The organism is Pedobacter sp. CFBP9032 (assembly GCF_034045265.1).
GTDB lineage: Bacteria > Bacteroidota > Bacteroidia > Sphingobacteriales > Sphingobacteriaceae > Pedobacter.
In genome coordinates, this window is sequence record NZ_JAXCWE010000017.1 from 38979 (window position 1) to 63893 (window position 24915).

Below are 24915 nucleotides of genomic sequence, written 5' to 3' on the forward strand. Positions count from 1 at the left end.
AGATTAAAGAACAAGGGTTGTAGACATCATATCTTTAATCCTTGCTCTTTGTTCTTTTACCGTTCTCCCAAACTAGCAGTATTGCTCGAAAGCACCAATCAGGTTATCAGCTATCATTTGTGCTGGCCTGCCTTCAATTTGATGACGTTCGATCATATGAACCAATTTACCATCTTTAAAAAGCGCCATTGCTGGTGATGATGGAGGAAAAGGCATCATATAGCTTCTTGCTTTATCTACAGCTTCTTTTTCCATACCTGCGAAAACAGTTACCAATTTATTAGGGTGTTTTTCATGTGCTGCTGCAGCTCTGGCTGCCGGACGAGCGTTTGCTGCCGCGCAACCACATACCGAATTTACAACAACCAATACAGTTCCTTCGCCTTTAATAGCCTGGTCTACCTCTTCTGCATTTTTTAATTCTTCAAAACCTACGTTAGTTAATTCCTTACGCATTGGTTCTACTAAATATTCTGGATACATTATTGTTAATTTTTATTTACAATTTGAATAATACAAAAATAAGAAAATCGGATGGCATGCGTCATCCGATTTATATTTTTTAGGTAAAATTAGCAAGCTGTTTATTGAATTCCTTTAAAGAATTGATCGTAAGCTGCCGGGTGTGTAATTGCACCTACCACAACTAAGATTACGAGAATAATAAATACAACGCTTAATATAGTTGCGATCATTCCGCAAATCTTCCCTGCTTTAGCATTTTTATAGGATGATTCTGTGTAAAGAGTTGGATTTAGCTCATATTTTTTAATATCCCCTGCACCTAATATCCAGGCAATAATTCCGAAAATCAAACCGAATATTCCGTAAAAACAGCAGGCAGGAATGGCTATAATGCCGAGAACCAATGCCGCTGTAGCATTCGGTAAATTCTGGTGCCCCATGCCACCACCAAATTGGCCAAATGGTGGGTTTTGTTGAAATGGTGGAGGTGTTGTAAAACCCGTATTCCCGGCATTTGCTTCAGGTATTTCTGGTTTATTTAAATTGATGGGTTGGTTTTCCTGAGGTCTTTCTTGTTCTTCTGACATAATTTAGATGATAAGTTGGTAAGTGTATATTTTATAAATATAATTGATTAAGATAATTACTGCAATAGCAGCAACAGTGATTTTAATAATCTGTGCCCCAAATTTGAAGTCATATTTGATATGCACGAGCATAAAAATCAAAACAAATAAAAATGGAATTGTTGCTGGATATAATTTCAAAGATTCTAAAAAGTTTCCCTTAAGTAAAGCGATTACAGACCTTTGAAATCCACAACCTGGGCAATCTATCCCAAAATGCGACTTAAAAGGGCAGGTAAACAGGTGATGGTTCAGCCAATCAAGAAAACTAGATGGTGCTGCCATCAATATCAATAATTTGTATCTGACTATCTTTCCATTCTTTATATTTATCAAGATCTTTAATCACCTGTTTATAAACCAGATTAAGAATAAAAATATCATCTATAAATCCCAGAAATGGGACAAAATCGGGAATGACATCTATCGGCGACAAAAAATAAATTAGTCCACCTAAAATAGCTACAATAGACCTTTTAGGGATTTCGGTATAATCACCATTTACATAATCTTTTGCTACGCCAAACAACAGAACCATCTTAGCCCAAACACCATCCAAGGCGCCTTTGTTGGTAATAGCCTTGCCTAAAGCATCTTTAATGGTTTTATTAGCTTTCGATTTATCGTTCAATATTTCGGTTGCCCTATTCTCAGATTTCCGGAAGAAATCCAATATTTTTCGTCTATTCAACTTCATGCTAAATGCCTTACAAATTAACGGCCAAAAGTGTCATAATTATCTTCCGCATGCTTGGTAACGTGATCCAGTCACTTAAGGTTTTTATTTTCGATGGTAGTTAAATAGAAATTTTGATCATTTCCAAAATATCATCTACATATTTTCGCTCGTTTGCTAAACGAGGAACCTTGTGCTGACCACCCAACTTATCTTTCGCTTTTAGCCAATTGTAAAAGGTATTTGCTGGTGCATTATGTACGATCGGTCTGCACAGCGCCATGTCTTTAAAACGCTTGGCATCGTAATCTGAGTTAATCTCCCGTAAGGTGTTGTCCATTACATCGATAAATTTTTCAAAATCCTCAGGTTGTTTATCAAACTCGATGATCCATTCATGCCCACCCGCTTTTTCGCCGGCAAAATAAATGGGCCCAGCAGTATAATCTTTAATTTCTGCGCCAGTTTCCTGACAAGCTTTTTTCAATGCCTGCTCTGCATTATCAATAATCACTTCTTCTCCAAAGGCATTGATGAAGTGTTTGGTACGGCCGGTAATTTTTATGCGATACGGTGAGAGCGATGTAAACTGAATGGTATCGCCGATCATGTAGCGCCATAAACCGCCGTTTGTAGAAATCACGATGGCGTAGTTTTTATGAAGTTCTACCTCTCCTAATAATAAGGCTTTCGGATTTTCTTCCCCAATATTTTCCATTGGGATAAATTCGTAGAAGATTCCATAATCTAACATCAACAGCATTTCTTCAGAATTATCCTGATCTTGAATCCCGAAAAAGCCTTCAGAAGCATTATAAGTTTCCAGATAATACATATCTGATGAAGGGATAAGCTGCTTAAATTGTTCGCGGTATGGTGCAAAATTCACCGCCCCGTGAATGTAAACTTCCAGGTTTGGCCAAACCTCTAATAAATTATTTTTGCCCGTAAGTTCCAGAACTTTTTTAGCCAAAACGATTGTCCAAGTTGGCACTCCAGAAATGCTGGTCACGTTTTCCTGAATAGTGGCTTCTGCCATCCTATCCATTTTAATTTCGTAATTATCCATCAAAGCGATAGACATATCAGGCGTGCGGTAAAACTCTGCCCAGATGGGTAAATTTTTGATCAGCACCGCTGATAAATCGCCATAAAAGCAATCTTCATTGAGTTGATTTACCTGGTGGCTTCCACCTAACACCAAACCTTTTCCGGTAAACATCTGGTTATCCGGTCGGTTATTACAATAAATGGAAAGCATATCTTTGCCCCCCTTGAAATGACATTCTTCTAAAGATTCTTTGGAAACGGGTATAAATTTACTTCTGTCACTCGTGGTCCCCGATGATTTTGCAAACCATTTAATGTCTGATGGCCACAAAATATTCTGTTCGCCAGCCAGCATCCTTTCTATATACGGCTTAAGGGTATCGTAATTTTGGATAGGAACACGTTCCTGATATTGTTGAGGCGTGAGGATAGATTTATAATCATACATTTTACCCCACTCCGTATTCTCTGCACTATCAATTAAATTATGAAACCATTCCTGCTGCACATCATGGGGATATTTCATAAAAAGCTCGATCTGATGGATCCGCTTCTTCATCAGCCAGGTAAAAATCGAATTTACAATCGCCATGCTCTGTAATTAAATATCAAATTTTTTGCGTTTCAATACAAAGTTTGATCCCAGATAAACTTTCCGAACCATTTCATTCTCTGCTAGAACCTCCGGCACACCTTGTTCAAGAATTTTCCCTTCGAAAAGCAGATAGGCTCTATCGGTAATGGAAAGCGTTTCCTGCACATTGTGATCGGTAATTAGAATACCAATGTTTTTATGTTTTAGTTTTGCTACGATGCTTTGAATTTCTTCCACTGCAATCGGATCTACTCCCGCAAATGGTTCATCTAACAAGATAAAACTAGGGTTTGCAGCCAGCGCACGGGCAATCTCAGTTCTCCTACGTTCCCCTCCTGACAACAGGTCACCACGGTTTTTACGAACTTTATGCAAACTAAACTCATTAATAAGCTCTTCTAGTTTATCCTTTTGCTCTTCTTTACTGAGATTGCTCATTTCCAGAATGGCCAGAATATTATCTTCAACGGTAAGCTTTCTAAATACAGATGCTTCCTGAGCCAGATAGCCGATGCCTTTTTGCGCCCTGCGGTACATAGCATCTTGCGTGATATCTTCATCTTCCAGAAAAATCCGTCCTTCATTTGGCTTAATCAAACCCACAATCATGTAAAATGAAGTCGTCTTACCAGCACCATTCGGACCTAACAAACCCACAATTTCACCCTGGCTTACGCTGAAGGATACATCATTAACAACGGTTCGCTGTTTATATTTTTTAACCAGATTTTCGGCTCGTAATATCATTCATATTTATTTATGGAGAAAAGAACAAAGATCATGGATTAAAGACTGAGCAGTTAAGCTTTTATATTTGCTCTTTATTCTTTGCTCTTTACTCTTTGTTCCTTACTCTTTGCTCCTTATTCCTTTATCCTTACTCTTTTATCTTAATTCCTTTTATATTTAACTGTAGTCGGCGTTTTTCCCGCCAAACATTTTCTTCAATTGTATAACAAACAGAAAATGGCACCTTTGGTTGTAAAAGATTCTGAAATTCTCCCAAGCCAAATGCAATACATTCAAAAGTAGGCGAATTTTGTTGTTTTATATTAATTTTTAAATGATTTGCACCCACAGCCATTGGCAAACGATCTAAATACACCTGGCTTGATACAAATACAGGAGATAAATTTTCTGGTCCGAAAGGGCCCATTTGCGATAAAACCCTAAAGAATTTACCATCAATTTGTGCCAATTCAATTTCAGCATCTATTTTAATCATCGGTGTTAGCAATTCTTCAGTAATGGAGGCCGAAACAATTTCTTCAAACTTATTCGCCAAAGCTTCAACATTATGTTCCTGCATGGTTAAACCAGCTGCAAATTTATGTCCTCCAAATTGATCAAGAAGATCTGCACATCCGCTTAAAGCCTCGTACAAATCGAAACCAACCACAGAACGGCAAGACCCTGCTACATGGCCGTTAGACTTGGTAAGCACAATTGTTGGTCGGTAATATTTTTCAGTTAACCGTGACGCTACAATCCCGATAACGCCTTTATGCCAGTTTTCGTTAAAGACTACTGTCGTTTTGCGATTAATTAATATGTCGCTATCAGCAATTAAAGCCAAAGCTTCACGGGTAATATCCTGATCGTATGTTTTTCGTTCTGTATTTTTGAGATTGATAGATTCACTTTGCTCTAAAGAATTACTGTCTACCTGGCAAAGCAACATCGCCACGGCATGTTTTGCATGGTCTATTCTGCCCGCAGCATTGATTCTTGGTCCTAATGTGAATACCACATCTGTAATGGTATAATGCTCTGTTTTCCCGGAAACTTCCATCAATGCCCGCAAACCTTCACAAGGATTGGTATTCAGTTTTTTTAAGCCGTAATAAGCTAAAATTCTGTTTTCTCCCACTACCGGAACAATATCTGCCGCAATACTGACCATTACTAAATCCAGGTATTGAAGATAAGATTCGCTCGGAAGATCGTGTTTTTGCGCATAAGCCTGTGCCAGCTTAAAACCAATGCCGCAACCTGCCAATTCTTTAAATGGGTATTCGCAATCTGCTCGTTTAGGATCTAAAACTGCAACTGCTTTAGGAATTTCATCCCCTGGTAAATGGTGATCGCAAATAATGAAATCAATGCCAAAACTGTTCGCATAATCAACTTTATCTAAAGATTTTATGCCACAATCTAATGCAATAATCAGTGAAAAACCGTTTTCGTTGGCATAATCAATTCCGGCAGTAGAAATCCCATAACCTTCCAGGTAACGATCCGGGATATAATATTCTATATTTTCAGTAAGCTGCGAGAAAAAACTATAGGCAAGGGCTACAGATGTGGTTCCATCCACATCATAGTCGCCATAAATCAGAATTTTTTCGTGAGAGGATAAGGCCGTTTCTATTCTTTGAATGGCTTTATCCATATCTTTCATTAGAAAAGGATCATGTAAATGAGCCAGTTCTGGTCTGAAAAAGTATTTGGCCTGATCAAAGTCGCAAATGTTTCTTTGTACTAAAATTTGAGCTAATGATCTGTCTATATTAAGTTGTTCCGCTATGTTCTTTACCGTGTCATCATTACAAATTGATGTCGGCACCCATCTTTTTTCCATTATATTTGTTTCCGAACAGTAAATATACTTTTTTAATTTAAATCTCCATTACCTTGCAACAGGTGATGAATGCCTATAACTTTTATATTGTTAAGTATAAGATTGATTACAAATGCTTTCTAAAAATCTTTTAACCGAAATTAAAAGGAGATCAGAATTGTTAAATTCTTTGAAGCCTTTAAGTATAGAAAATCAGGCAAAGCTTGATAAGAAATTTCGTCTGGAATTTAATTTCAATTCCAATCATTTAGAAGGCAATACGCTTACTTATGGAGAGACTGAACTTTTATTAATTTTTGATCAGACTGAAGGCACACATGATTTTCGTGAATACCAGGAAATGCAGGCACATGATGTTGCTTTAAAAATGGTTCAGGAAGAAGCATCAGATCAGGAACGACCTTTAACTGAACAATTTATTCGAGGTTTAAATGCGAAGCTGTTGGTTAAACCCTTTTGGAAGGATGCCATTACAGCTGACGGACAACCAACCCGTAAACAGATCATTCCTGGAGAATATAAAAAGACACCAAATTCTGTAAGGCTGGCTAATGGAGAAATTTTTGCTTACTCTGCTCCTGAAGATGTTCAAAATGAGATCGCAGAATTAGTTACCTGGTTTAATGAAAAAAGCGGAACAGAAGATCCGGTTCTTTTGGCAGCCCTGCTTCATTATCGTTTTGTTCGCATTCATCCTTTTGATGATGGCAACGGCAGAACGGCGAGATTATTAATGAATTATGTTTTTGCTAAAAATAATCTGCCATTAGTGATTATTAAAAGTGCAGAAAAGAAAGATTACTTGGCGGCATTAAACAGAGCGGATACCGGAAATACAAATGCTTTTGTAGAATATATTGGTAACCAACTTTTGTGGAGTTTGGATTTGGGTATAAAAGCGGCAAAAGGAGAAAATATTGATGAGGATGATGATTTGGATAAAGAACTGGAGTTATTGAAACAAGAGTTAAGACAGATTCCTGATGAATTTGATAAAATAAAATCTTATCCAGAGATTATTAATATTTTAAATAAAAGTATTATCCCTTTGTACTTAAAGCTGAATTACGCTTATGATAAGCTAGCGAATTTATTTGTAAGTGCTGACTATTCCCTAGTTATTAATAGCAAAAATAAGGACGGTAATACAAAAGAAAGTGTCTATCGCAAAGACGAATTGTTATGGATGCTTTTCGAAGACGATAAAATCGATACAATTTCATTAAGATTTAGTTTCGTAGCGTTGAAAAAATCAAAAAAGCAAAAGGATATCTATCACAAGTTTGATATTGTTCTAGATAAATATCATTATAGCTTGATTGGAAATACCTTTCAGACACGCTTATTAACACTACCATATGGAAGATTTATCTCGTCGGCAGAGATGGACTTTATAATCAAATCTGTTATGAATAACATGATAGAAGAAATAAAACAGGCTACAAACCTTAAAAACTAATATACCTTGCAAGTTCACACCCTATTCGAAGGAACCTATTCGGTTGATGCAACGAAAAAATTTATTCCTTTCGATTCTGCGATTCACAGTTTCAAAGATAGACCGGCATCACTTTTCATAAATGTTCAGCCTTTTTTAGTGGAGTTGAAAAACGACCTAATCCTTTTTGATACTGGCCTGGGTTTCAGCGATGACCAGGGAGAGTTGATTTTACATAAAAATATCCGCAATGCAGGCTTTGACCCAACGGATGTAACAAAGGTTTTGATGTCGCATTTGCATTATGATCACTCTGGTGGAATGGTTCATAAACATGCAGATGGAAAAATGGAACTTAGCTTCCCCGATGCAGAATATGTAATTAACCGCGGTGAGTGGGAAACTGCGTTTAGCAGCACTTCTGATTCTTACCACACTGATATTTTTGACATTGTACAGCGCAATGCACAGTTGAAATTTGTGGAAGGCAATGGCAATTTAGACGAAAGCATTGCCTATGAATTAACAGGCGCACATTGTCCGTACCATCAGGTTTTCCTATTGACTGAAGGCAACGCTAAAGTTTTTTTTGGAGGTGATGTTTTACCCGAACCTGGTGAACTGGTTAAGAATTTTATTGCAAAGTATGATTTTGATGGCCGCAAGGCGATGGAACTCAGAAAGGAATTTGGAAAAAGAGCCGCCACAGAAAACTGGGAATGTTTATTTTACCACAGTAAAGAGCAGGCTACCGGATTTGTGGATGAAATGGAGGGAAGCTTCAAAATTAGATAGAGATAAAGCAGAAAGCCAAAAGCTTAAAGCGAAAAGCCACCAACGATCAACGAAAAATGACTTGAAAGCGGAAAGACTAAAGCTTAAAGCGAAAAGCCATAAAGGAAGACGATCAACGAAAAACGATTTACATAGAAAAGGTCTCGACAAATGTTGAGACCTTTTCTATGTGCGTAAAGTTATTCTTTCTAGAAAAACTTCAATGCTTATTTCTTAGCTACTAATTTTACAGCGATTTCGAAGTTATCATCAATTGCTTTGTCGCCAATGCTATCAAAGAATGATTTTGAACCGTAACGGATATCATATTTAGTTCTATCTACAGTGATTTTTCCTGCTAAAGCAGAAACAGTACCATCAGTATTTACAGAAATAGTTGCAGGAAAAGTTACTGGTTTGGTAATACCTTTAATTGTCAAATTACCTGTTACATTGTTACCAGCAACCTTAGTAATTACGAAAGTTGAAGTTGGGAATTTAGCTGTTCCGAAAAAGTCATCTGCTTTTAAGTGACCTTCTAATTTCGCACTACCATCTGCATCTTTGATAGAATTCATATCAATAGTGAAAGTTCCACCAGTTACTTTTTTACCATCAACATTTAATGTTCCTGATTGTAAAGCAATTGTTCCGTTGTGGGAACCTGTAACTTTTTTACCAATCCAGGTGATGGTAGATTTTGCCGGATCAACAGTATAGGCTACTGGTTTAACCGGGTTTTTAAAAGCTGACAATGATACCACTGCTACTAATAAAAAAATTGAAGCGATTTTTAATTTCATGTTTGGTTTTTTTTAATTGTGATACAAAGATATAACTCAGGCACATCCTTTATTATTGATCTATGTTAACTTTTTCAAAAGTAATAGATTTATTTAAAATCATTCTATGGACAGCATAATATTGTGTTGGTTTAATTTCGCTTCAAGTTATTTTTTTTCAAATGCTTTCAAAGCCAGTCCTGCAATATCTTTAACCACTTGCGTAGGCGAATTACAATCGCAATTACTTAGTCCAAGAACATAAATATCCAGATCAGGGATGTATACACCCATCGTTTTAAATCCAAAAATACTCCCACCATGTTCTCTTGTTGCAACCCCGTCTATATCTTTTAAGTGCCAGCCATAGCCATAAGTAAATTTTTCGCCACTATTCAATTTATAGCTGGCAAATGCCTTTTTAATAGTTGCTGATTTAAGGAGTAGTTGATTGTTCAAGGCATTTTGCCAGATAAGCATATCATCAACTGTAGACATTAAAGCACCAGAAGAAAATGGAATACTAAAATCGTTTTTGTTGTGCAATCTGATTCAGCGATTTCATTTTAGTAAAATCTTTTATGCCTGAAGTATGCGTGAGTAGCTGATGAATAGTAATCTAATTTCCCATAGGATAATCCGGAATGTAGGTTGAAATAGGCGCCTGTAAATTTATTTTTCCTTGTTCAGTCAGCATTAAGATGGCAACCGCTGTAAATTGTTTGGTCATCGATCCTAAAAGATTCTTTTCATTTAATTTTATTTGTGGTATCAGACAACATTTCTTAATCTTGGGTTACAATAAATACTAATGTAGTTGATATTGCATTGCATGAAGCGTCGTCATCTGATAAATATATACTTCATGCCAATATTATCCGTGACTGAATAGATAATCTTTTAAATTGAACAGATGAATAAACAGGTAAAATCTATCCGCCCCTTTATTGGAGCTAAAGACTTCGAAATAGCAAGAAGCTTCTATAGGGATTTAGGCTTTGAGGAAATGACCTTAGGCGATCAGATGTCGGTTTTTACAATGGGCAATCTGTCTTTTTATTTACAAAATGCTTATGTAAAAGATTGGGTGGATAACACCATGATTTTTATGGAAGTACAGGATGTAAACCAATTCTATAAGGACTTGCAGGCTTTAGATTTGCAGAATAAATATGAAAATGTGAGATTAAGTCCTGTTCGGAAAGAAGACTGGGGAAGCGAATGTTTTCTTCATGATCCCTCAGGGATTTTATGGCATTTTGGGGAGTTTAAATAATTAACTGCGGGGAATAAGATCGTGCACACTGCGCATATTCGTCTGATGGTTATCGCGTAAGCAAAAAAAAATCTGCAAGTTTTATGAAAATGAATTCACAAAACTTGCAGATGATTTTTTAAAAAGAGATTGCTCCGTGCGGCAGCAACAACGCAGTTGGTTTTGGCTTTGAAAAACTAAACCTTTAACGACTCTGCCCTTCTACCATTGGCCTTGCTTAAGGAACAATTTCTTCCAAATAACTCTCTACTGGCGGACAAGCACAAATTAATGAGCGATCGCCATGGCTATCATTCACACGACCAACTGATGGCCAGAACTTGCGCTCTAGCACGTACGGAAGTGGGAATGCAGCTGTTTGACGGCTGTAAGCATGCTCCCAATTATCAGTCGTAATTACAGCAACCGTATGAGGTGCATTTTTAAGCGGGTTATCTATCTTATCGAAAGTTAAATTCTCTACCTGAGAAATTTCTGTTTTAATCGCAATTAAAGCATCACAGAAACGATCCAATTCGTGTTTCGGCTCAGACTCTGTAGGCTCTACCATTAACGTTCCAGCAACCGGGAATGAAACTGTTGGCGCGTGGAAACCATAATCCATTAAACGTTTTGCAATATCCACTACTTCGATTCCGAAAGCTTTGAATGAGCGGCAATCTAAAATCATTTCGTGTGCGCAACGACCTTGAGCACCTGAATAAAGCACCGGATAATGCTGTTCTAAACGGGCTTTCATGTAATTCGCGTTCAAGATGGCATATTTAGTAGCGTTGGTTAAGCCTTCCGCACCCATCATGGCAATATAAGCATGAGAAATAATTAAAATCGAAGCCGAACCCCAAGGCGCAGATGATACTGCAGAGATTGATTTTCCTTTATCAATGTCAACCACAGCATGACCTGGAAGATAAGGAACCAAATGTTTCGCCACACCAATTGGGCCCATACCAGGACCACCACCACCATGAGGAATACAGAAGGTTTTGTGTAAGTTTAAGTGACACACATCAGCACCAATGTTTGCAGGACTTGTTAAACCAACCTGCGCATTCATATTCGCTCCATCCATGTAAACCTGTCCGCCGTTAGCGTGGATAGTTTCACAAATTTCGATAATGCTTTCTTCGAATACACCATGGGTTGATGGATAAGTAACCATCAAACATGATAGATTGTCTTTATGTAATTCTGCTTTTGCTTTTAAATCTTCTACGTCAATGTTTCCATTTTCCAACGATTTAACCACAACAATTTTCATATCGGCCATTGCCGCAGAAGCAGGATTTGTACCGTGAGCAGATGCAGGAATCAAGGCCACATTACGGTGGAAATCTCCTCTATCCTGATGATAAGCACGAATAACCATTAAACCAGCGTACTCGCCTTGCGCTCCAGCATTTGGCTGTAAACTCATGGCAGCAAAACCGGTAATTTCGCTTAACCACTTATCCAGCTCATTGAAAACGGAATAGTAACCCAATACCTGATCGGCTGGTGCAAATGGGTGAACGCGACCGAAGTGAGACCAGGTAACCGGAATCATTTCTGCAGTTGCATTTAATTTCATGGTACAACTACCCAAAGCAATCATCGAGTGGCAAAGCGATAAATCTTTTGCTTCTAATGATTTGATATAACGCAACATTTCGTGTTCTGAATGATGCGAATTAAAAATTGGGTGCGTTAAATAAGCTGAAGTACGTTGTAAAGCATCCGGAATAACGGTTTCAACATTTTCAATTACTTCAACCTGATCAGCCGCTATTGCTTTTACTTTAGCGAAGATTTTAGCAATTAAGGCTACATCTGCAAAAGTGGTGGTTTCATCAATAGAAATGGTGGCTACATTACCAACATAATTTAAATTAATTTCGTTATCAATACAACCCGACTGGATGCCACCTTTTAAATCGCCCAAATCGAAACGAATGGTATCAAAATAAGCAGAATTTAATTGCTCAAAGCCTAGGCTTTTTAAAGTTGAGGCTAAGCTGATCGCCAAACCATGTGTACGTTCAGCTATCGCTTTTAATCCTTTCGGGCCATGATAAGCAGCATAAAAACCAGCCATAATAGCCAACAAAGCCTGAGCTGTACAAATATTTGAAGTTGCTTTATCTCTGCGGATGTGTTGCTCGCGGGTTTGCAAAGCCATACGCAGGGCATAATCGCCATGACTATCGATAGTTACGCCAATAATCCGACCTGGGATTGAACGCTTGTATTCTTCTTTAGTTGCGAAAAATGCAGCATGCGGGCCACCGAAACCCATCGGAATACCGAAACGTTGAGTAGTTCCCACTACTATATCTGCACCCCATTCGCCCGGAGGTGTTAATAAGGTTAAGCTTAAAATATCTGCAGCAACTGTTAATTTAATATTCTGATTGTGCAATTCTGAAGCAAAGTTCTTATAATCAAAAACCTCTCCATTACTTGCCGGATACTGAACGATTGCACCGAAGAAATCTTCTTTGGCAACAAAATCCAAGTGACTTCCAATCACTAATTCGATACCGTAAGGATTAGCACGGGTTTTTAAAATATCAATGGTTTGTGCAAAAAGTAATTCAGAAACAAAGAATTTTTTAGCTGCCTGATTTTTCCGCGTACTGTATTGCATAAACATGGCTTCAGCCGCAGCAGTACCTTCATCTAAGAGAGATGCGTTGGCTATTTCCATTCCAGTTAAATCAATCACCATGGTTTGGAAATTTAACAAAGCCTGTAAACGGCCTTGCGCAATCTCTGCCTGATAAGGCGTGTATTGCGTATACCATCCCGGATTTTCAAATACATTACGCAAAATTACACCTGGCGTAATGGTGTCGTAGTAACCTTGACCGATAAAGCTTTTGAAGACTTTATTTAACAATGAAGTTTGTTTTAAAGCACCAAGATATTCAGTTTCTGACTTCGCTGCAGGCAAATTTAACGGTTGTTTTAACCTGATGGTTGCCGGAACTGTTTGTTCAATCAGCTCGTCAATCGAGTTTACGCCAACAACTTCCAACATTTCAGCTGTATCTGCCTCATTTGGTGCAATATGACGATTTTGAAAATCTTCCTTGTAATGGATATTTAAGCTCATGCGGTATGAATAATAAATTTCCCGCAAAGGTAACAAAAAGGCAAGCATCTTTAAGCATGAAAAGCACTTCCAATCGTCATATTTTCGTAGCTAAAAAACAGATAAAATCTACGTTTTTAGTAGGATAAGCTAATTTTTTAAGGTTTTATAAGTCATCGGATGAATATTGGCAACATGTTTTTATTAATCCAACGAGTATAAGTTGAGTTTTCACAATTAGTATGTTACAAAGCGGATAAATTGCAATTCGAAAACATAGTCAATTTTAGTAGCTTTGAACACCATTTCAATTAGTCGTTTAATGCCAAAAAATCAAAATAAGGTTGCTTTATTAGTTCATGCCTGCGATCGATATGAATTTCTTTATAAAGGCTTTGATATCTTCTTTTCTAAAAACTGGGATTTTAAAATTCCATGCACCTATTATTTTGCAACAGAGGTTAAAGATGCAACGGTAAATGGCTTTCAGAATATCAAATCTGGCAAAGGGGAATGGGCAGACCGATTGGCTGCCTTGCTAAATGGCATAGAAGAAGAATATGTGCTCTATTTTCAGGAAGATATGTGGTTAAGCAAACCGGTAAATCCTGATTTTTTTAAGCAATTATTCAATTTTGCAAAACAGCACGACTGTAAGCAAATCAAACTTCATAGCTCCGGTGTATATAAAACATTAGCAACTGATGAATTTATTGAAGGTTTCAACATCGCCTCAATAGATAATAATACTTCAGATTTTTTGATGTCGCACCAGGTCACCCTCTGGAAAAAGGATTTTCTCCGGGCGCAGCTTTACAAGAAAGAACACCCATGGCGAAATGAGCGGAAAGGTACAAAGCGCTTAAAGAAACTCAATCCTTTGATTCATCATGTAGACTACTTTGCGGAAAATGGTTCGCAGGAAATTAATCAGAATAATAAAACTATTAAACGAAGCGAATACTTTGCGGTTTCATTTAACAGTACATTGAACAATAATGTTCCGCAATTTATTAAGGAGTTAAATTCTGGAAAAAAGGAGGATAAAAATTATGCAGCCGAACTGCAAAATCATTACGACAATTCGTTGACTCACGATGGTAAAGCCAGACCTAAAAAAACTGACTTATTTAAAAGAATAAAAACCTGGTTTCTGAAAAAGAAAGATTAGCAGTATTCAGCCCATCTTTCTTTAATCAATATTACTTTTGTACTCTCCAACCTTCTGCTTTATCTAACTTCAACTTATAGGTTTTGGTAATGAAATTGCTGTTTTTACTGGCTTCTTTATCGAAAGGTTCAAAATCAGTTGTTACCATCTTTAAAGAAACGGTCACCTTAGCCGTGCTGGAGTTTACCTGTTCAAAATTGACTGGTTTTTCGTCGGCTAAAACGTAAGTTACGGCTTTAACTGTTGCCCGGTCTGCATCTTGTTTTAATACCAGCGGACTTGCTTTATCTGTTAAATTAATCTGATAAACAAAACTGCTGTCTTTAGAAAGAAATTTCTTTTTTGCTTCTTTTAAATTTAGGGTAACGAGCCCTTTGCTAGCTAATGATTTATATTTTCCGAGCTCAAACATTTCGCTTGTGCTGTTAAATTTTATTTCACCAAATTTGAACCGGATGGTTTTATATTCAGGATTTGCGTTTAAATAATCCGTAATTACTTCACCCGCTTCATCTTGATTGATCGTAACTTTCGTTTTACATCCGGCAAAGCCGATTATAAGAAAAGACAAAATATAAATAGTAAGTTTTTTCATGTTGATTGCATTATGCTTTTTTAAAGGTATTTAATTTTAGTTTAACCGCAAAGAAAGCAAAGTGTTTCGAAGAGGGGGAAAAGATTAAGGGGTTTAACCGCAAAGATGCAAAGTGTTTCGCAAAGGAAGAAATTGAAGAAGGTCGACTGAAAAGGATGCAAGATATATCACAAAGAAGAAGAGAAAAGTGGCTTTAACAATATTTTTTTCTTAGTGGCTTCTGTGCGTTTCTTCTCTATATACTCCGTGGTTACTTTTCTTATCTTTTTAACCCCTGTCTTAGCGATCTTTGCGGTAAACTTCAATTGCGGTTAAGCCCTTCCCCTATCTCCTTTTCAAATACTTCAAATTTGGAAGTACCATCGCTGATAAGATAACGGCCACACCCACCCACCGTAAAAAAGAAACCTGCTCCTGCAATACAAAGCCAGCCATCATTACGGCAACAGGCAGTTCTGCAGCACTCAAGATAGAGCTCACGGCCGTTCCAATTCTCGGCACACCTTCTGCATAAAAGAGCGGCGGAATTACCGTTCCAAAAACGGCGATGATCAAACCCCATTTTAACAAACTACCTTCTAAGGCACCGTTAATTAAAAATGCAGGCGGGAAAATTATAAAAATCAAAATACAAGCGCCAGTAATCATCAATGCACTTTTCTTCAACGGCGGATATTCATTACCAATTCGGCCACTAAGCATTAAAAAGCCGGCATAACATAATGCCGCCAGTAAGCCGAAACCTATTCCTGTAAGGTTGATTTCTGAAATATTGGTTTCAACCATTCCACTAGCCAAAACTGTTCCACCTAGAACCAATAAAATTGCCGCCAACTGTATCCCTGAAGGTTTTTTCTTGAAAATCAAAAACTCAAGTAAAATACTTATCCAGATAAACTGCATCAGCAAAATAATGGCAACAGAATTAGGCACCAGTTTAACACACTGATAGTAAAAAATGCTAACAAAACCTGTACACGTTCCAGCAAGCACCATTTTCCACCAGGGTGTAACAATTTTAATCTCTTTAGCTTTGTAAGCTGCAGTTCTACTTTGAAAGAAAAATAAAACCCATAAAATAACCGCACCAAAAAAAGCCTGTGCACCAGTTACATCACCTAAAGTATAACCTTCATGATAAGCTAGTTTTACAAAAGTAGAGAGAATGCCAAAACTGCAGGCACCAAAAAAAACAAGGAGAATTCCTTTTAACATTGAAGTAGTATCAAGTATTTAGTAGCGAGTAAATAATAAGTATTAAGTATATAGTATCAGGTAGCAAGATTAGATAGCAGGATCATGTAGCAGAATCAGGTAGCAAGATTTATTGCCTTAACATTGCGAAATGAAAAGTTAGTTCGGTATAATTAATACAAAGGGAACTTTGGTCTTTCGGCTTTAATCTTTCAGCTCACCTAAGAAAGCTGTTGTAAATATTTCTGAATCGTAGTTTCCAATCCCTGGTAAAGCGCATCACTTATTAAAGCATGACCAATAGAAACCTCCAACAAACCTGGAATACTTTGAGCAAAATAATGAAGGTTATGCAAATCCAAGTCATGCCCTGCGTTAATCCCCAAGCCTAACTTATTGGCATGATGTGCTGCTGCAACATAATTTACAATTGCTTTTTCACGATCTGCATCATAATTATGGGCATAAGCTTCAGTGTATAACTCAATTCTATCTGTTCCGGTTTCTACAGCACCTTCTACCATTTCAACTACAGGGTCTACGAAGATCGAAACCCTAATGCCTTCCTTTTGGAAAACGCCAACCATTTCTTTTAGATAGTCTTTATGTTTAAGGGTATCCCAACCATGATTGGAGGTGATCTGACCTTCGGCATCTGGCACTAAAGTAACCTGAGCAGGTTTATTTGCCAGCACCAGGTCAACAAATTTATCTTCGCGGCAATTGCCTTCAATGTTAAATTCTGTTGCAATTACAGCTTTCAGATCGTACACATCCTGATACCTGATGTGACGCTCATCCGGGCGTGGATGCACCGTAATTCCTTGTGCACCGAAACGTTCGCAATCTAACGCAACTTTAACTAAATCAGGATTATTACCTCCACGACTGTTGCGAAGCGTAGCAATTTTATTGATGTTAACCGATAACTTTGTCATGCCTCAAAGATAAGGCTTTGCCTTTGTTAATCGGAAACGTTGAGGAAATTTGACTTTTTTTTGCTCATATTTGTTCGAATTAAAATGAATTTAAAGGACACAACACTATATAAACTCCTGATCGTTTTACTTGCGTTGGCAAGTATCCCTGCGTTATTTGGAAGCGTAATGGAACCTGATGGCGCATTGTATGCATCGATGTCGAAGAACATTATCATTTTCCAGGATTGGTTTAACCTTTACGGCCGCGGTGCAGACTGGTTAGACAAACCCCATTTAACTTTCTGGATTACGGCGGCATCGTTTAAAATATTTGGGATCACAGCATTTGCCTATAAATTACCTTCTTTTCTGTTTGGATTACTAGGCGCCTGGTATCTCTATAAATTAGCCAAAGATATTTACGATGAAAAAACCGGATTAATCTCTTCGGTGATCTTTTTAAGTGCGCTTCACATCATCACTTCAACCTTCGATGTTCGGGCAGAAATTTACATTACCACCTTCACCCTTGCCTCCATCTATCATTATTATAAGGCACACCAAGGCTCATTTTGGCACATTGTTGCAGGATCATTTTTTGCCGCCTGCGCTATCTTAATCAAAGGTATTTTTGTGTTAATTCCGGTATTTGCTGGTTTTATCATCTACTGGTTATTCACCAAACAATATAAACAGTTGTGGCAACCTAAATGGTGGATTGCAATCGTATTGATTTTCGTTTTTATCACTCCTGAACTTTATTCGCTTTACACGCAGTTTGACCTCCATCCGGAGAAAATTGTTTTTAACAGAACAGGGGTTTCGGGTTTGAAATTTTTCTTTTGGGACAGCCAGTTTGGTCGTTTTTTTAATAACGGACCCATAAAAGGTAAAGGTGATATTTCCTTTTTTCTTCATACCACACTATGGGCTTTTTTGCCTTGGTCAATTTTATTTTACACCGCAGCCGTTAATCTTTTTAAGAAAAAAAACAGGATAGGTTTAGCGCCAGAAAGTATTATGATCTGGGCCAGTGCTGCCGTCACCTTTTTAATATTTTCGCTTTCTAAATTTCAGTTACCACATTATATTCTGATTATCTTTCCTCAGTTTTCGATCATTACCGCGCTCTATTTGAGAAAACTGGAAGGGAAAAGCCTGAAGGTTTTCTTTAATGTACAAAATGCTTTGGCCATTTTGGTTTTTGTATTACTTTCTGCTCTGAGCATAGTTTATGGCTTCGATTATCCTTATTTAATGATTGGAATGCTATTGGTAGTTTTAGCGGGCTCTTTTCTTTTATTCAAAGGAATTAAACTAGAAACCATTATTGCAAGAAATGCATTTGTTTCAGTAGGACTGATGCTCTTCCTTTTTATCTTCTTCTACCCTGCAATTTTGAAATACCAGTCTGGAAGCATTGCCGGAACGTGGTTAAAGACTAATCATCCTGCAGCGAAACCTGCTGTTTTGAATTATATTGATGCCTTTTCTTTTGATTTTTATGCATCCGGAGAAGTAAAATATCTCCATAATTATGAAGATTTAGATCAGATTAAACAAGAGCCAAATTTGGTTATTTATGTGTCTGAAGCAGAACTACCCAGATTAAAAAGTGAATACGGCGCTGAAGTTTTAAAGTCGTTTGAGTATTTCCATATCACCAAATTAACTGGCAAATTCTTAAATGCAAAAACCCGCCCTCAGGTTTTGGAACATTTCTATCTCGTTAAATTGCATTAATATGGACGTATTCTTCCGCATTATTAAATTTGGAATAACGGGCTTACTCGGAATGGCAATTGATTTCGGGGCTACCTGGTTGTTTAAAGAAAAAATAAAGGTCAATAAATATGTTGCCAATGCCATTGGCTTTTCTCTTGCGGTTACGAATAATTATCTGATTAACCGCATCTGGACTTTTCAAAGTACCAATATGCATTGGGGAACAGAGTTTGGCAAATTCCTTGTGGTGAGCTTAATTGGCTTAGGCTTAAACACTTTTATCATCTACCTTTTTCATCAACGGAAAAATGGAACGAACTTCTATGTAGCAAAGTTTTTTGCGATTGTGATCGTATTTGTATGGAACTTCCTGGCCAACATGTTATTTACCTTTAAGTAACATTTTTCCCGATAAAATAAAAGACAACAAGCCAGATTAATCCTTTAATTAAAAAGAATAAAAACCCGAGCAGGCCTACACGTTTAAACCATAACTTTATCTTTTCGTTATTCATTACCTTCTTTGGTAAAGATAAAATATTTGCACTAAATTAGAAAGATTTTAAATAAGGAAAAAATGAACGCAACAAGATTTTCACAATTGCTTTTCTTCGTTTTTCTATCGTTTTATTTCATTACTTCTGCGCAGCCGTTTAACAATATTAAAAATTATAAAACGAACTTTAATATCGCATCTAATGGCCACTCAAAATTGATTGCGATTAGAAGCTTTAGCAACAATAACCAAAAATATTTCTTATTGGTAGATCCTACAACCCTGGATACGAAAGTTGATCTGGTGAGCCGATATACTATTAATCGTTTAGCATGGCCGAATGTTCTGGCTATCTTTAAAAACAGTCCATATGTTAAATCTTTAGAAACAGCAATAGCCAAAGATTGGCAGTTACAAAATGCAGGTATTGATCATGCTATTCCGGGCGAAAGAGGTATCACGCTAACCATTGATCTTTGTCCTTCGCATAAAAGTTTAGATCGAATTATTTTCCAATCTGTTTTTGATGAATTTAATAAAATAGAACAGCCTGCCCCTTTAGCAGTTTCTGTTTCCGGCAAATGGATGTTAAAACACCAGAATGATTTAAACTGGCTGAAAAGCCTTGTAGATAAAAAAGAGATAAACATTACCTGGGTAAACCACTCTTATAATCATGAGGTCAACAGTTTGCCGCTGGCAGAGAACTTTTTATTAGCGCCAGGAACTAATCTGGAAATTGAGGTTTTAGAAAATGAAAAGCTGATGCTTAAAAATGGTTTAACACCATCCGTATTTTTTAGATTCCCGGGGCTGGTATCTGATAAAAGTATTGTAGATAAAATAACAGCCTACGGACTAATTCCAATTGGCAGTGATGCCTGGCTGGCAAAAGGGCAACAACCAAATGCAGGCAGCATTGTGCTGATTCATGGCAATGGAAACGAAGAAATTGGCGTAAAAGATTTTATTCAATTACTCAAAACCAAAGAGGCTGATGTAAAAAGCAAACAATGGTTATTGTTTGATTTAAGGCAAGGTTTGGAAAAGGAATTTGAGCGTTGATGGCTACTTATGGAAGGTTTCTAAAAATAGATCTTCTACCTTCTTTCGGGCCCAGGGCATTCTACGCAAGAAATTCAAACTCGATTTAATGCTTTGATTATTCGTGAAACAATCAATCCTGATTAAAGCACCAAGCTTTTCCCAACCATAATGAGCCTGTAAATCAGTTACAATTTTCTCGAGGTTGATACCGTGTAGTGGATTGTTCTTTTGTGTTTCTGCCATAAATTGAATAGGTAAGATAAATATTCGGTAAGTTGCACAAAGGTAAACTAAAATAGTTAACCCTCATCACCATCCAAATCAGGAGAATATTGTGCCATCCAAACTGTTGCACCACCACAATTCTCATCATTAACGCAATGTTTTAAGATGATGAAGTTATTTTCCATTAAAATTGATCTATAACTTTCTGAATGCAATGAAGCATGATGCAAATGCGCTCCGTTAATAAGTCCCCAAGCCTCACCTTCTTCAGTACCGGAAGTAAACATTAAAATTCCATTTTCCCGGAGGTGATTTGCAAATACGTTGAACATTTTATGCTGGTCAACCGCGGGTAAATGAAAGAAACTGTGCCAGGCTATAATTGCATCAAACGCTTTACCCAATTGAAGTTTGCGCATATCTTCCAACACAAAAGCGACGTCAGGAAAGTTTATTTTAGCTTGCTCCAACAACTTCACACTTGCATCTACCCCGGTTACCTCAAAACCTGCATTAATTAGATATTCCAGAATCGGTTTTCCGTTACCACAGCCCAAATCCAGTATTTTACCCTCAGCTGGAATCAGTTTGATGACCTCATCGAGATATTTCTTTTCAGATAAGCTGCTATCCCGGTTCTCTGCATACCAATCAGCAACCTTATCATAAACCTTGAAGACATTGTTTCTTTCTCGATTCTCTAATTTCATATCAACTAGGAATTTACTGCTGTTGCATCTATTTCGATAAGCATTCCCTTAAGTGCTAATCTGGCAACTGGAATTAGGGTATTTACCGGAAATTTTAAATCGGGCCAGATCTTGGTCGATTCTTCAATCAGGATTTCGTGTTTCTCCTCATTATAATCTACAATAAGTGTTGTTAGTTTCGCAATTTGATTCATTTTTAAACCTTTGCTAGCCAATGCAATTTCAATATTTTCGAATACTATTTTTACCTGCGTTCTAAAATCATCGCTCAAAACGCCGTCTGTTCTGCTGCCGCCTTGTCCGGCTACAAAAACCAATAAATCTGCCGCAGTAACCGTTGCCACATGAGAGTAAGCATGATCGCGAGGATCATAAATACCTGCCGGATTGCTTATTTCTAAAGGATTGTTTTCCATCATAATCAATTTAAACAGCGAATTTATTATTTTCAATATTCGAAAGTGTAGCGAAATTGCAATAAACAAAAAGACTTATAACCAAAAATGCCACACTAGGCTTTAGCAATGCTCAAATTCAGAACATTTGCTACAAGCCTGGTGTGACAAGATTTAATCTATTTACATCCGGTCTGCGCTCCCAATGAAAGGGGACTATGATCGTCTAATTCGATCCGGCAGTCCAGGTATTATTATCGGGGTTGCTATCCGGTAAAACTTTATCTGGATCTAAGGTAACCGATACAACCTCTTCTGTTGTTGGATAGTTTACTATCCAGGTAGAATTTTTCATCCAAACATCTACAGGAAGTTTAATAACATCTGTTTTGCCGCTTTTCGTTTTCACCTGAAGGATGATAGGCATTGGCATTTTCTCCAGGTTTAATACCTTGATGTTATAAGCACTAAGTTTGCCATCAGTTTTAACATCTTGTACATCAGCAATTGCCTGATCCATCTTCCAGCTGTTTAAAAACCAGCTTCTCCAGAACCATGCTAAGTCTTCACCTGCCCCATTTTCCATCGAACGGAAGAAATCATAAGGTGTTGGATGCTTAAATGCCCAGTTTTTGATGTATTGACGGAAGGCATAATCAAAGCGATCTTCGCCCAGGATTTGATTTCTCAAAATATCCAGTCCCCACCCTGGTTTTGCATATAGGTTAATACCAATATTTGCTTCTGTCATTCCATCAGGCATTAGCATCATATTTTCATATTTTGGATTGCCAATAACTTGCTTCCCAATAGCATTCATATTTGTTGTACGCTGCGCATATTCTCCTTTATTGAAATTTTTAGAGGAAATGCCATTAATGAAAGTATTAAAGCCCTCATCCATCCAGCCAAATTTGCGCTCGTTAGAACCAACAATCATCGGGAACCAGGTATGTCCGAATTCGTGATCAATTACGCCCCATGCGCTCCCTTTTTTAGCTTTCCATCCGCAGAATACGATGCCTGGATATTCCATACCACCAATATTAGTAGCCACATTCACCGCCATCGGATACGGATATTCAAACCATTTTGTAGAATAATGTTCAATCGTTGTTTTAACATACTCCACTCCTCTTCCATAAGCATCTGTTCCATTGCTTTCTACAGGTTGTGCAGAAACAGCTAAAGATTTTTTACCACTTGGCAGGTTGATTCGGGCGGCATCTAAAACGAAAGCTTTTGAAGAAGCCCAGGCCGCATCGCGTGCATTGATAATTTTGTATTTCCAGGTTAATTTATCTTTCTCAGGACGAGATTTTGGATCAGTAACTTCAGCTTCTGAGCGGATGTGTACGGTTTCATCACTATTCTTTGCAGCATTCCACCTTTTTAACTGTTCTGGTGTGAACACTTCAGCAGGGTTTAACAATTCGCCCGAACCCATTACAATGTGACTTGCGGGAGCTGTAATCGCAAAATTAATATCTCCATATTCACAGTAAAACTCGCCGCCACCCCAATAAGGCAAGGTATTCCAGCCAATTACATCATCATACACACACATCCTTGGAAACCACTGGGCAATTGCAAAAATTTCACCGTTTTTAGTGGTCAGGTGTCCGGTTCTATCCGATCCTTCCTTAGGCACTACATAAGCATAATCTATCTTAATTGTAATTACATCGCCATTAGCACCTAAAGGCTGATCCAAACGGATTTGCATCCTCGTATCTTCTACCAAAGAAGTGAACTTTACTGCTCCTGCTTTTTTAGAAACACTTACATTTTTAATTTCGTAACCCCCATCAAATTTTTCGCCCTGTGCACCATAACGACTTTTTGATGGTGTAATCTGCTTACCCCGGGAATTTTCTTTAAAAGTATTTTGATCTAATTGTAACCATAAATATGGCAATTGATCAGGACTATTATTTTTATAAGTTAAAGTAACTGAACCTGTAACCAAATTCTGAGTTTCATCAAGATTGGCAGTGATATTATAATCTACACGGTTTTGCCAGTATTTTACTCCTGGAGCACCGTTTGCAGAACGAAATTCGTTTCCATTTTGAGTGTAGAATAATGGCCCGAAAGCATCGGCCGGATTGTAATTGGATACCGGAGTAGCCTGCTGCGCTAAAGCAGAGAATGCAGAAGCACAACTAAGCGCACATACGGCGACTAGTTTGGTTATTTTCATGTGAATAAGTTGTATTATGGGTGTAAATATAAAAAATAAGCACATATGACGACATATGTGCTTATAATGTTACCCATGAAATATTAAATCAGATTAATTCACCTTTAATTTAGGTAAATCTTGTAGCTTTTTCTGCTGAGGTGTAAGTTTTTGCCAGGCAACAAATGCTCTGGAGATATAATAATCATAACGATATGGTCTTTCGGCCTTTACTGATTCAATTGAAGGACGATAAATAACCATAAAATTCTTAAGTTCTTCTCCCTGCAATTTGGTTAATTCTGTTACCGCTTTCTCGCTAAAGTTTGCATCTATTTCTTCGAGATACATGTCTTTCTCTTCAAGTTCTGCTTCTTTTCGTTGCTGTCTCTTATATTTTCCGTAGCCCAGGTTTAAATTTAATCCTCCTACTTTATCAGTCATTCTTTTTCTCTGGAGGTTTCCGCCTGTATTTAATAAGGTATACTTTTCTGCGAGCGGGTCTTTAGCATCTGTAATCTGGCTGTTCATTCTTACCCCCCTCACATCCACATCTGCCAGGCTATTGGATTTTACCGGCAGATAAATGGTTCTGTTTAATAAATTGGTTAAGTATAACGTATCAGTGTGATAACCAACTGCGGAAAATTCAATTAAATCGCCAACCGTAGCCGGGATAGTGTATTTCCCCTCTCTGCTGGTGATGGTTGTTTTCTTACTATTCAGGTTTCGAACGGAAACGCCCGGTAATGATATGGTTTTTTTAGAATAATCGAATACGGTACCTGTAGTTACGGTTTGCGCAAACACGCCAAAAGGCAGGGCGAGGAGAAAGAAAATGATCAGCTTATACATAGAGTCAAAAGTAAATGAGTAAAGAGTTTAAAATCTGCATTTAACAAACTTTAACATTAGAACA

At 37.5% G+C, this 24915-nt stretch carries 26 protein-coding genes; 7 read left to right on the forward strand and 19 right to left on the reverse strand.

Annotation, left to right across the window (positions count from 1 at the left end; translation table 11 throughout):
- Positions 1 to 72: 72 nt before the first annotated feature.
- The 7 genes from SOM16_RS21720 to recJ all read right to left on the reverse strand — a co-directional run bounded on the left by SOM16_RS21720 (position 73) and on the right by recJ (position 5993).
- A complete protein-coding gene (locus SOM16_RS21720) occupies positions 73 to 483 on the reverse strand; it encodes a BrxA/BrxB family bacilliredoxin (protein WP_320466094.1) in 411 nt (136 codons plus the stop codon).
- Positions 484 to 584: 101 nt separating this feature from the next.
- Positions 585 to 1052 carry a CCC motif membrane protein gene (locus SOM16_RS21725; protein WP_320466095.1) on the reverse strand — a complete coding sequence of 156 codons (468 nt, stop codon included), beginning with the start codon at positions 1050 to 1052 and terminating at the stop codon, positions 585 to 587.
- Positions 1053 to 1055: 3 nt separating this feature from the next.
- Positions 1056 to 1376 (reverse strand): DUF2752 domain-containing protein, encoded by a 321-nt coding sequence (locus SOM16_RS21730; RefSeq protein WP_320466096.1) that lies wholly within the window; start codon positions 1374 to 1376, stop codon positions 1056 to 1058.
- A complete protein-coding gene (locus SOM16_RS21735; RefSeq protein ID WP_320466097.1) occupies positions 1360 to 1788 on the reverse strand; it encodes a YkvA family protein in 429 nt (142 codons plus the stop codon). Before SOM16_RS21735 ends, SOM16_RS21730 begins: the two co-directional genes overlap by 17 nt.
- 100 nt (positions 1789 to 1888) lie before the next feature.
- Positions 1889 to 3409: a GH3 auxin-responsive promoter family protein gene (locus SOM16_RS21740; RefSeq protein WP_320466098.1), complete on the reverse strand. Its 1521-nt coding sequence runs from the start codon at positions 3407 to 3409 to the stop codon at positions 1889 to 1891.
- A 9-nt stretch (positions 3410 to 3418) separates the two neighbouring features.
- Entirely contained in the window at positions 3419 to 4159 is a 741-nt protein-coding gene (lptB, locus tag SOM16_RS21745; RefSeq protein ID WP_320466099.1) for an LPS export ABC transporter ATP-binding protein, read from the reverse strand.
- Positions 4160 to 4289: 130 nt separating this feature from the next.
- On the reverse strand, positions 4290 to 5993 hold the full coding sequence (recJ, locus tag SOM16_RS21750; protein ID WP_320466100.1) for a single-stranded-DNA-specific exonuclease RecJ: 1704 nt from the start codon (positions 5991 to 5993) through the stop codon (positions 4290 to 4292).
- A gap of 112 nt (positions 5994 to 6105) precedes the next feature.
- Here recJ and SOM16_RS21755 point away from each other — a divergent pair, with 112 nt between their 5' ends.
- Positions 6106 to 7452, forward strand: coding sequence for a Fic family protein (locus tag SOM16_RS21755; RefSeq protein ID WP_320466101.1), 1347 nt, complete (start codon positions 6106 to 6108; stop codon positions 7450 to 7452).
- Between the two features lie 6 nt (positions 7453 to 7458).
- Positions 7459 to 8226 carry an MBL fold metallo-hydrolase gene (locus SOM16_RS21760; protein ID WP_320466102.1) on the forward strand — a complete coding sequence of 256 codons (768 nt, stop codon included), beginning with the start codon at positions 7459 to 7461 and terminating at the stop codon, positions 8224 to 8226.
- Between the two features lie 206 nt (positions 8227 to 8432).
- Here the strand turns inward: SOM16_RS21760 and SOM16_RS21765 are convergent, their stop codons facing one another.
- The 3 genes from SOM16_RS21765 to SOM16_RS23290 all read right to left on the reverse strand — a co-directional run bounded on the left by SOM16_RS21765 (position 8433) and on the right by SOM16_RS23290 (position 9717).
- Complete coding sequence (locus SOM16_RS21765; RefSeq protein WP_320466103.1) at positions 8433 to 9008, reverse strand: YceI family protein; 576 nt, start codon at positions 9006 to 9008, stop codon at positions 8433 to 8435.
- 147 nt (positions 9009 to 9155) lie between these two features.
- Positions 9156 to 9533: a serine hydrolase domain-containing protein gene (locus tag SOM16_RS21770; RefSeq protein ID WP_320466104.1), complete on the reverse strand. Its 378-nt coding sequence runs from the start codon at positions 9531 to 9533 to the stop codon at positions 9156 to 9158.
- 73 nt (positions 9534 to 9606) lie between these two features.
- Complete coding sequence (locus SOM16_RS23290) at positions 9607 to 9717, reverse strand: serine hydrolase (RefSeq protein ID WP_414692286.1); 111 nt, start codon at positions 9715 to 9717, stop codon at positions 9607 to 9609.
- 183 nt (positions 9718 to 9900) lie between these two features.
- On the opposite strand from SOM16_RS23290, the gene SOM16_RS21775 reads away from it, so the two are divergent.
- Complete coding sequence (locus SOM16_RS21775; protein WP_320466105.1) at positions 9901 to 10263, forward strand: glyoxalase; 363 nt, start codon at positions 9901 to 9903, stop codon at positions 10261 to 10263.
- A 217-nt stretch (positions 10264 to 10480) separates the two neighbouring features.
- Here SOM16_RS21775 and gcvP read toward each other — a convergent pair whose 3' ends face one another.
- On the reverse strand, positions 10481 to 13357 hold the full coding sequence (gene gcvP / locus SOM16_RS21780; protein WP_320466106.1) for an aminomethyl-transferring glycine dehydrogenase: 2877 nt from the start codon (positions 13355 to 13357) through the stop codon (positions 10481 to 10483).
- Between the two features lie 301 nt (positions 13358 to 13658).
- On the opposite strand from gcvP, the gene SOM16_RS21785 reads away from it, so the two are divergent.
- Complete coding sequence (locus SOM16_RS21785; RefSeq protein ID WP_320466107.1) at positions 13659 to 14507, forward strand: hypothetical protein; 849 nt, start codon at positions 13659 to 13661, stop codon at positions 14505 to 14507.
- A gap of 31 nt (positions 14508 to 14538) precedes the next feature.
- On the opposite strand, the gene SOM16_RS21790 is transcribed toward SOM16_RS21785, so the two are convergent.
- The 3 genes from SOM16_RS21790 to SOM16_RS21800 all read right to left on the reverse strand — a co-directional run bounded on the left by SOM16_RS21790 (position 14539) and on the right by SOM16_RS21800 (position 17234).
- On the reverse strand, positions 14539 to 15102 hold the full coding sequence (locus SOM16_RS21790; protein WP_320466108.1) for a hypothetical protein: 564 nt from the start codon (positions 15100 to 15102) through the stop codon (positions 14539 to 14541).
- A gap of 324 nt (positions 15103 to 15426) precedes the next feature.
- On the reverse strand, positions 15427 to 16317 hold the full coding sequence (locus SOM16_RS21795; protein WP_320466109.1) for an EamA family transporter: 891 nt from the start codon (positions 16315 to 16317) through the stop codon (positions 15427 to 15429).
- Between the two features lie 200 nt (positions 16318 to 16517).
- Positions 16518 to 17234 carry a pyridoxine 5'-phosphate synthase gene (locus tag SOM16_RS21800; protein WP_320466110.1) on the reverse strand — a complete coding sequence of 239 codons (717 nt, stop codon included), beginning with the start codon at positions 17232 to 17234 and terminating at the stop codon, positions 16518 to 16520.
- 84 nt (positions 17235 to 17318) lie between these two features.
- Here SOM16_RS21800 and SOM16_RS21805 point away from each other — a divergent pair, with 84 nt between their 5' ends.
- The 3 genes from SOM16_RS21805 to SOM16_RS21815 all read left to right on the forward strand — a co-directional run bounded on the left by SOM16_RS21805 (position 17319) and on the right by SOM16_RS21815 (position 20502).
- Positions 17319 to 18959 carry an ArnT family glycosyltransferase gene (locus SOM16_RS21805; RefSeq protein ID WP_320466111.1) on the forward strand — a complete coding sequence of 547 codons (1641 nt, stop codon included), beginning with the start codon at positions 17319 to 17321 and terminating at the stop codon, positions 18957 to 18959.
- Position 18960: 1 nt separating this feature from the next.
- Positions 18961 to 19341: a GtrA family protein gene (locus SOM16_RS21810; RefSeq protein WP_320466112.1), complete on the forward strand. Its 381-nt coding sequence runs from the start codon at positions 18961 to 18963 to the stop codon at positions 19339 to 19341.
- A 177-nt stretch (positions 19342 to 19518) separates the two neighbouring features.
- On the forward strand, positions 19519 to 20502 hold the full coding sequence (locus SOM16_RS21815; RefSeq protein ID WP_320466113.1) for a polysaccharide deacetylase family protein: 984 nt from the start codon (positions 19519 to 19521) through the stop codon (positions 20500 to 20502).
- 3 nt (positions 20503 to 20505) lie between these two features.
- Here the strand turns inward: SOM16_RS21815 and SOM16_RS21820 are convergent, their stop codons facing one another.
- The 5 genes from SOM16_RS21820 to SOM16_RS21840 all read right to left on the reverse strand — a co-directional run bounded on the left by SOM16_RS21820 (position 20506) and on the right by SOM16_RS21840 (position 24851).
- The gene (locus tag SOM16_RS21820; RefSeq protein WP_320466114.1) at positions 20506 to 20727 is read right to left on the reverse strand and encodes a VF530 family protein; all 222 of its coding nucleotides are present in this window, start codon (positions 20725 to 20727) and stop codon (positions 20506 to 20508) included.
- Positions 20728 to 20783: 56 nt separating this feature from the next.
- Complete coding sequence (locus tag SOM16_RS21825) at positions 20784 to 21419, reverse strand: class I SAM-dependent methyltransferase (RefSeq protein ID WP_320466115.1); 636 nt, start codon at positions 21417 to 21419, stop codon at positions 20784 to 20786.
- 5 nt (positions 21420 to 21424) lie between these two features.
- Entirely contained in the window at positions 21425 to 21838 is a 414-nt protein-coding gene (locus SOM16_RS21830; protein WP_320466116.1) for a RidA family protein, read from the reverse strand.
- Positions 21839 to 22040: 202 nt separating this feature from the next.
- A complete protein-coding gene (locus SOM16_RS21835) occupies positions 22041 to 24017 on the reverse strand; it encodes a M1 family metallopeptidase (RefSeq protein WP_320466117.1) in 1977 nt (658 codons plus the stop codon).
- Positions 24018 to 24110: 93 nt separating this feature from the next.
- Positions 24111 to 24851, reverse strand: a complete 741-nt coding sequence (locus tag SOM16_RS21840; protein WP_320466118.1) for a hypothetical protein — start codon at positions 24849 to 24851, stop codon at positions 24111 to 24113.
- Positions 24852 to 24915: the final 64 nt, after the last annotated feature.

Coding starts and splice junctions, on each gene's coding strand:
- recJ (WP_320466100.1), bottom strand. CDS start 5,993: ATGGAAAAAAGATGGGTGCCGACATCAATTTGTAATGATGACACGGTA.
- SOM16_RS21735 (WP_320466097.1), bottom strand. CDS start 1,788: ATGAAGTTGAATAGACGAAAAATATTGGATTTCTTCCGGAAATCTGAG.
- SOM16_RS21810 (WP_320466112.1), top strand. CDS start 18,961: ATGGACGTATTCTTCCGCATTATTAAATTTGGAATAACGGGCTTACTC.
- SOM16_RS21835 (WP_320466117.1), bottom strand. CDS start 24,017: ATGAAAATAACCAAACTAGTCGCCGTATGTGCGCTTAGTTGTGCTTCT.
- lptB (WP_320466099.1), bottom strand. CDS start 4,159: ATGATATTACGAGCCGAAAATCTGGTTAAAAAATATAAACAGCGAACC.
- SOM16_RS21800 (WP_320466110.1), bottom strand. CDS start 17,234: ATGACAAAGTTATCGGTTAACATCAATAAAATTGCTACGCTTCGCAAC.
- SOM16_RS21815 (WP_320466113.1), top strand. CDS start 19,519: ATGAACGCAACAAGATTTTCACAATTGCTTTTCTTCGTTTTTCTATCG.
- SOM16_RS21840 (WP_320466118.1), bottom strand. CDS start 24,851: ATGTATAAGCTGATCATTTTCTTTCTCCTCGCCCTGCCTTTTGGCGTG.
- SOM16_RS21730 (WP_320466096.1), bottom strand. CDS start 1,376: ATGGCAGCACCATCTAGTTTTCTTGATTGGCTGAACCATCACCTGTTT.
- SOM16_RS21740 (WP_320466098.1), bottom strand. CDS start 3,409: ATGGCGATTGTAAATTCGATTTTTACCTGGCTGATGAAGAAGCGGATC.
- gcvP (WP_320466106.1), bottom strand. CDS start 13,357: ATGAGCTTAAATATCCATTACAAGGAAGATTTTCAAAATCGTCATATT.
- SOM16_RS21830 (WP_320466116.1), bottom strand. CDS start 21,838: ATGATGGAAAACAATCCTTTAGAAATAAGCAATCCGGCAGGTATTTAT.
- SOM16_RS23290 (WP_414692286.1), bottom strand. CDS start 9,717: ATGACCAAACAATTTACAGCGGTTGCCATCTTAATGCTGACTGAACAA.
- SOM16_RS21790 (WP_320466108.1), bottom strand. CDS start 15,102: ATGAAAAAACTTACTATTTATATTTTGTCTTTTCTTATAATCGGCTTT.
- SOM16_RS21765 (WP_320466103.1), bottom strand. CDS start 9,008: ATGAAATTAAAAATCGCTTCAATTTTTTTATTAGTAGCAGTGGTATCA.
- SOM16_RS21775 (WP_320466105.1), top strand. CDS start 9,901: ATGAATAAACAGGTAAAATCTATCCGCCCCTTTATTGGAGCTAAAGAC.
- SOM16_RS21820 (WP_320466114.1), bottom strand. CDS start 20,727: ATGGCAGAAACACAAAAGAACAATCCACTACACGGTATCAACCTCGAG.
- SOM16_RS21825 (WP_320466115.1), bottom strand. CDS start 21,419: ATGAAATTAGAGAATCGAGAAAGAAACAATGTCTTCAAGGTTTATGAT.
- SOM16_RS21725 (WP_320466095.1), bottom strand. CDS start 1,052: ATGTCAGAAGAACAAGAAAGACCTCAGGAAAACCAACCCATCAATTTA.
- SOM16_RS21795 (WP_320466109.1), bottom strand. CDS start 16,317: ATGTTAAAAGGAATTCTCCTTGTTTTTTTTGGTGCCTGCAGTTTTGGC.
- SOM16_RS21720 (WP_320466094.1), bottom strand. CDS start 483: ATGTATCCAGAATATTTAGTAGAACCAATGCGTAAGGAATTAACTAAC.
- SOM16_RS21755 (WP_320466101.1), top strand. CDS start 6,106: ATGCTTTCTAAAAATCTTTTAACCGAAATTAAAAGGAGATCAGAATTG.
- SOM16_RS21805 (WP_320466111.1), top strand. CDS start 17,319: ATGAATTTAAAGGACACAACACTATATAAACTCCTGATCGTTTTACTT.
- SOM16_RS21785 (WP_320466107.1), top strand. CDS start 13,659: ATGCCAAAAAATCAAAATAAGGTTGCTTTATTAGTTCATGCCTGCGAT.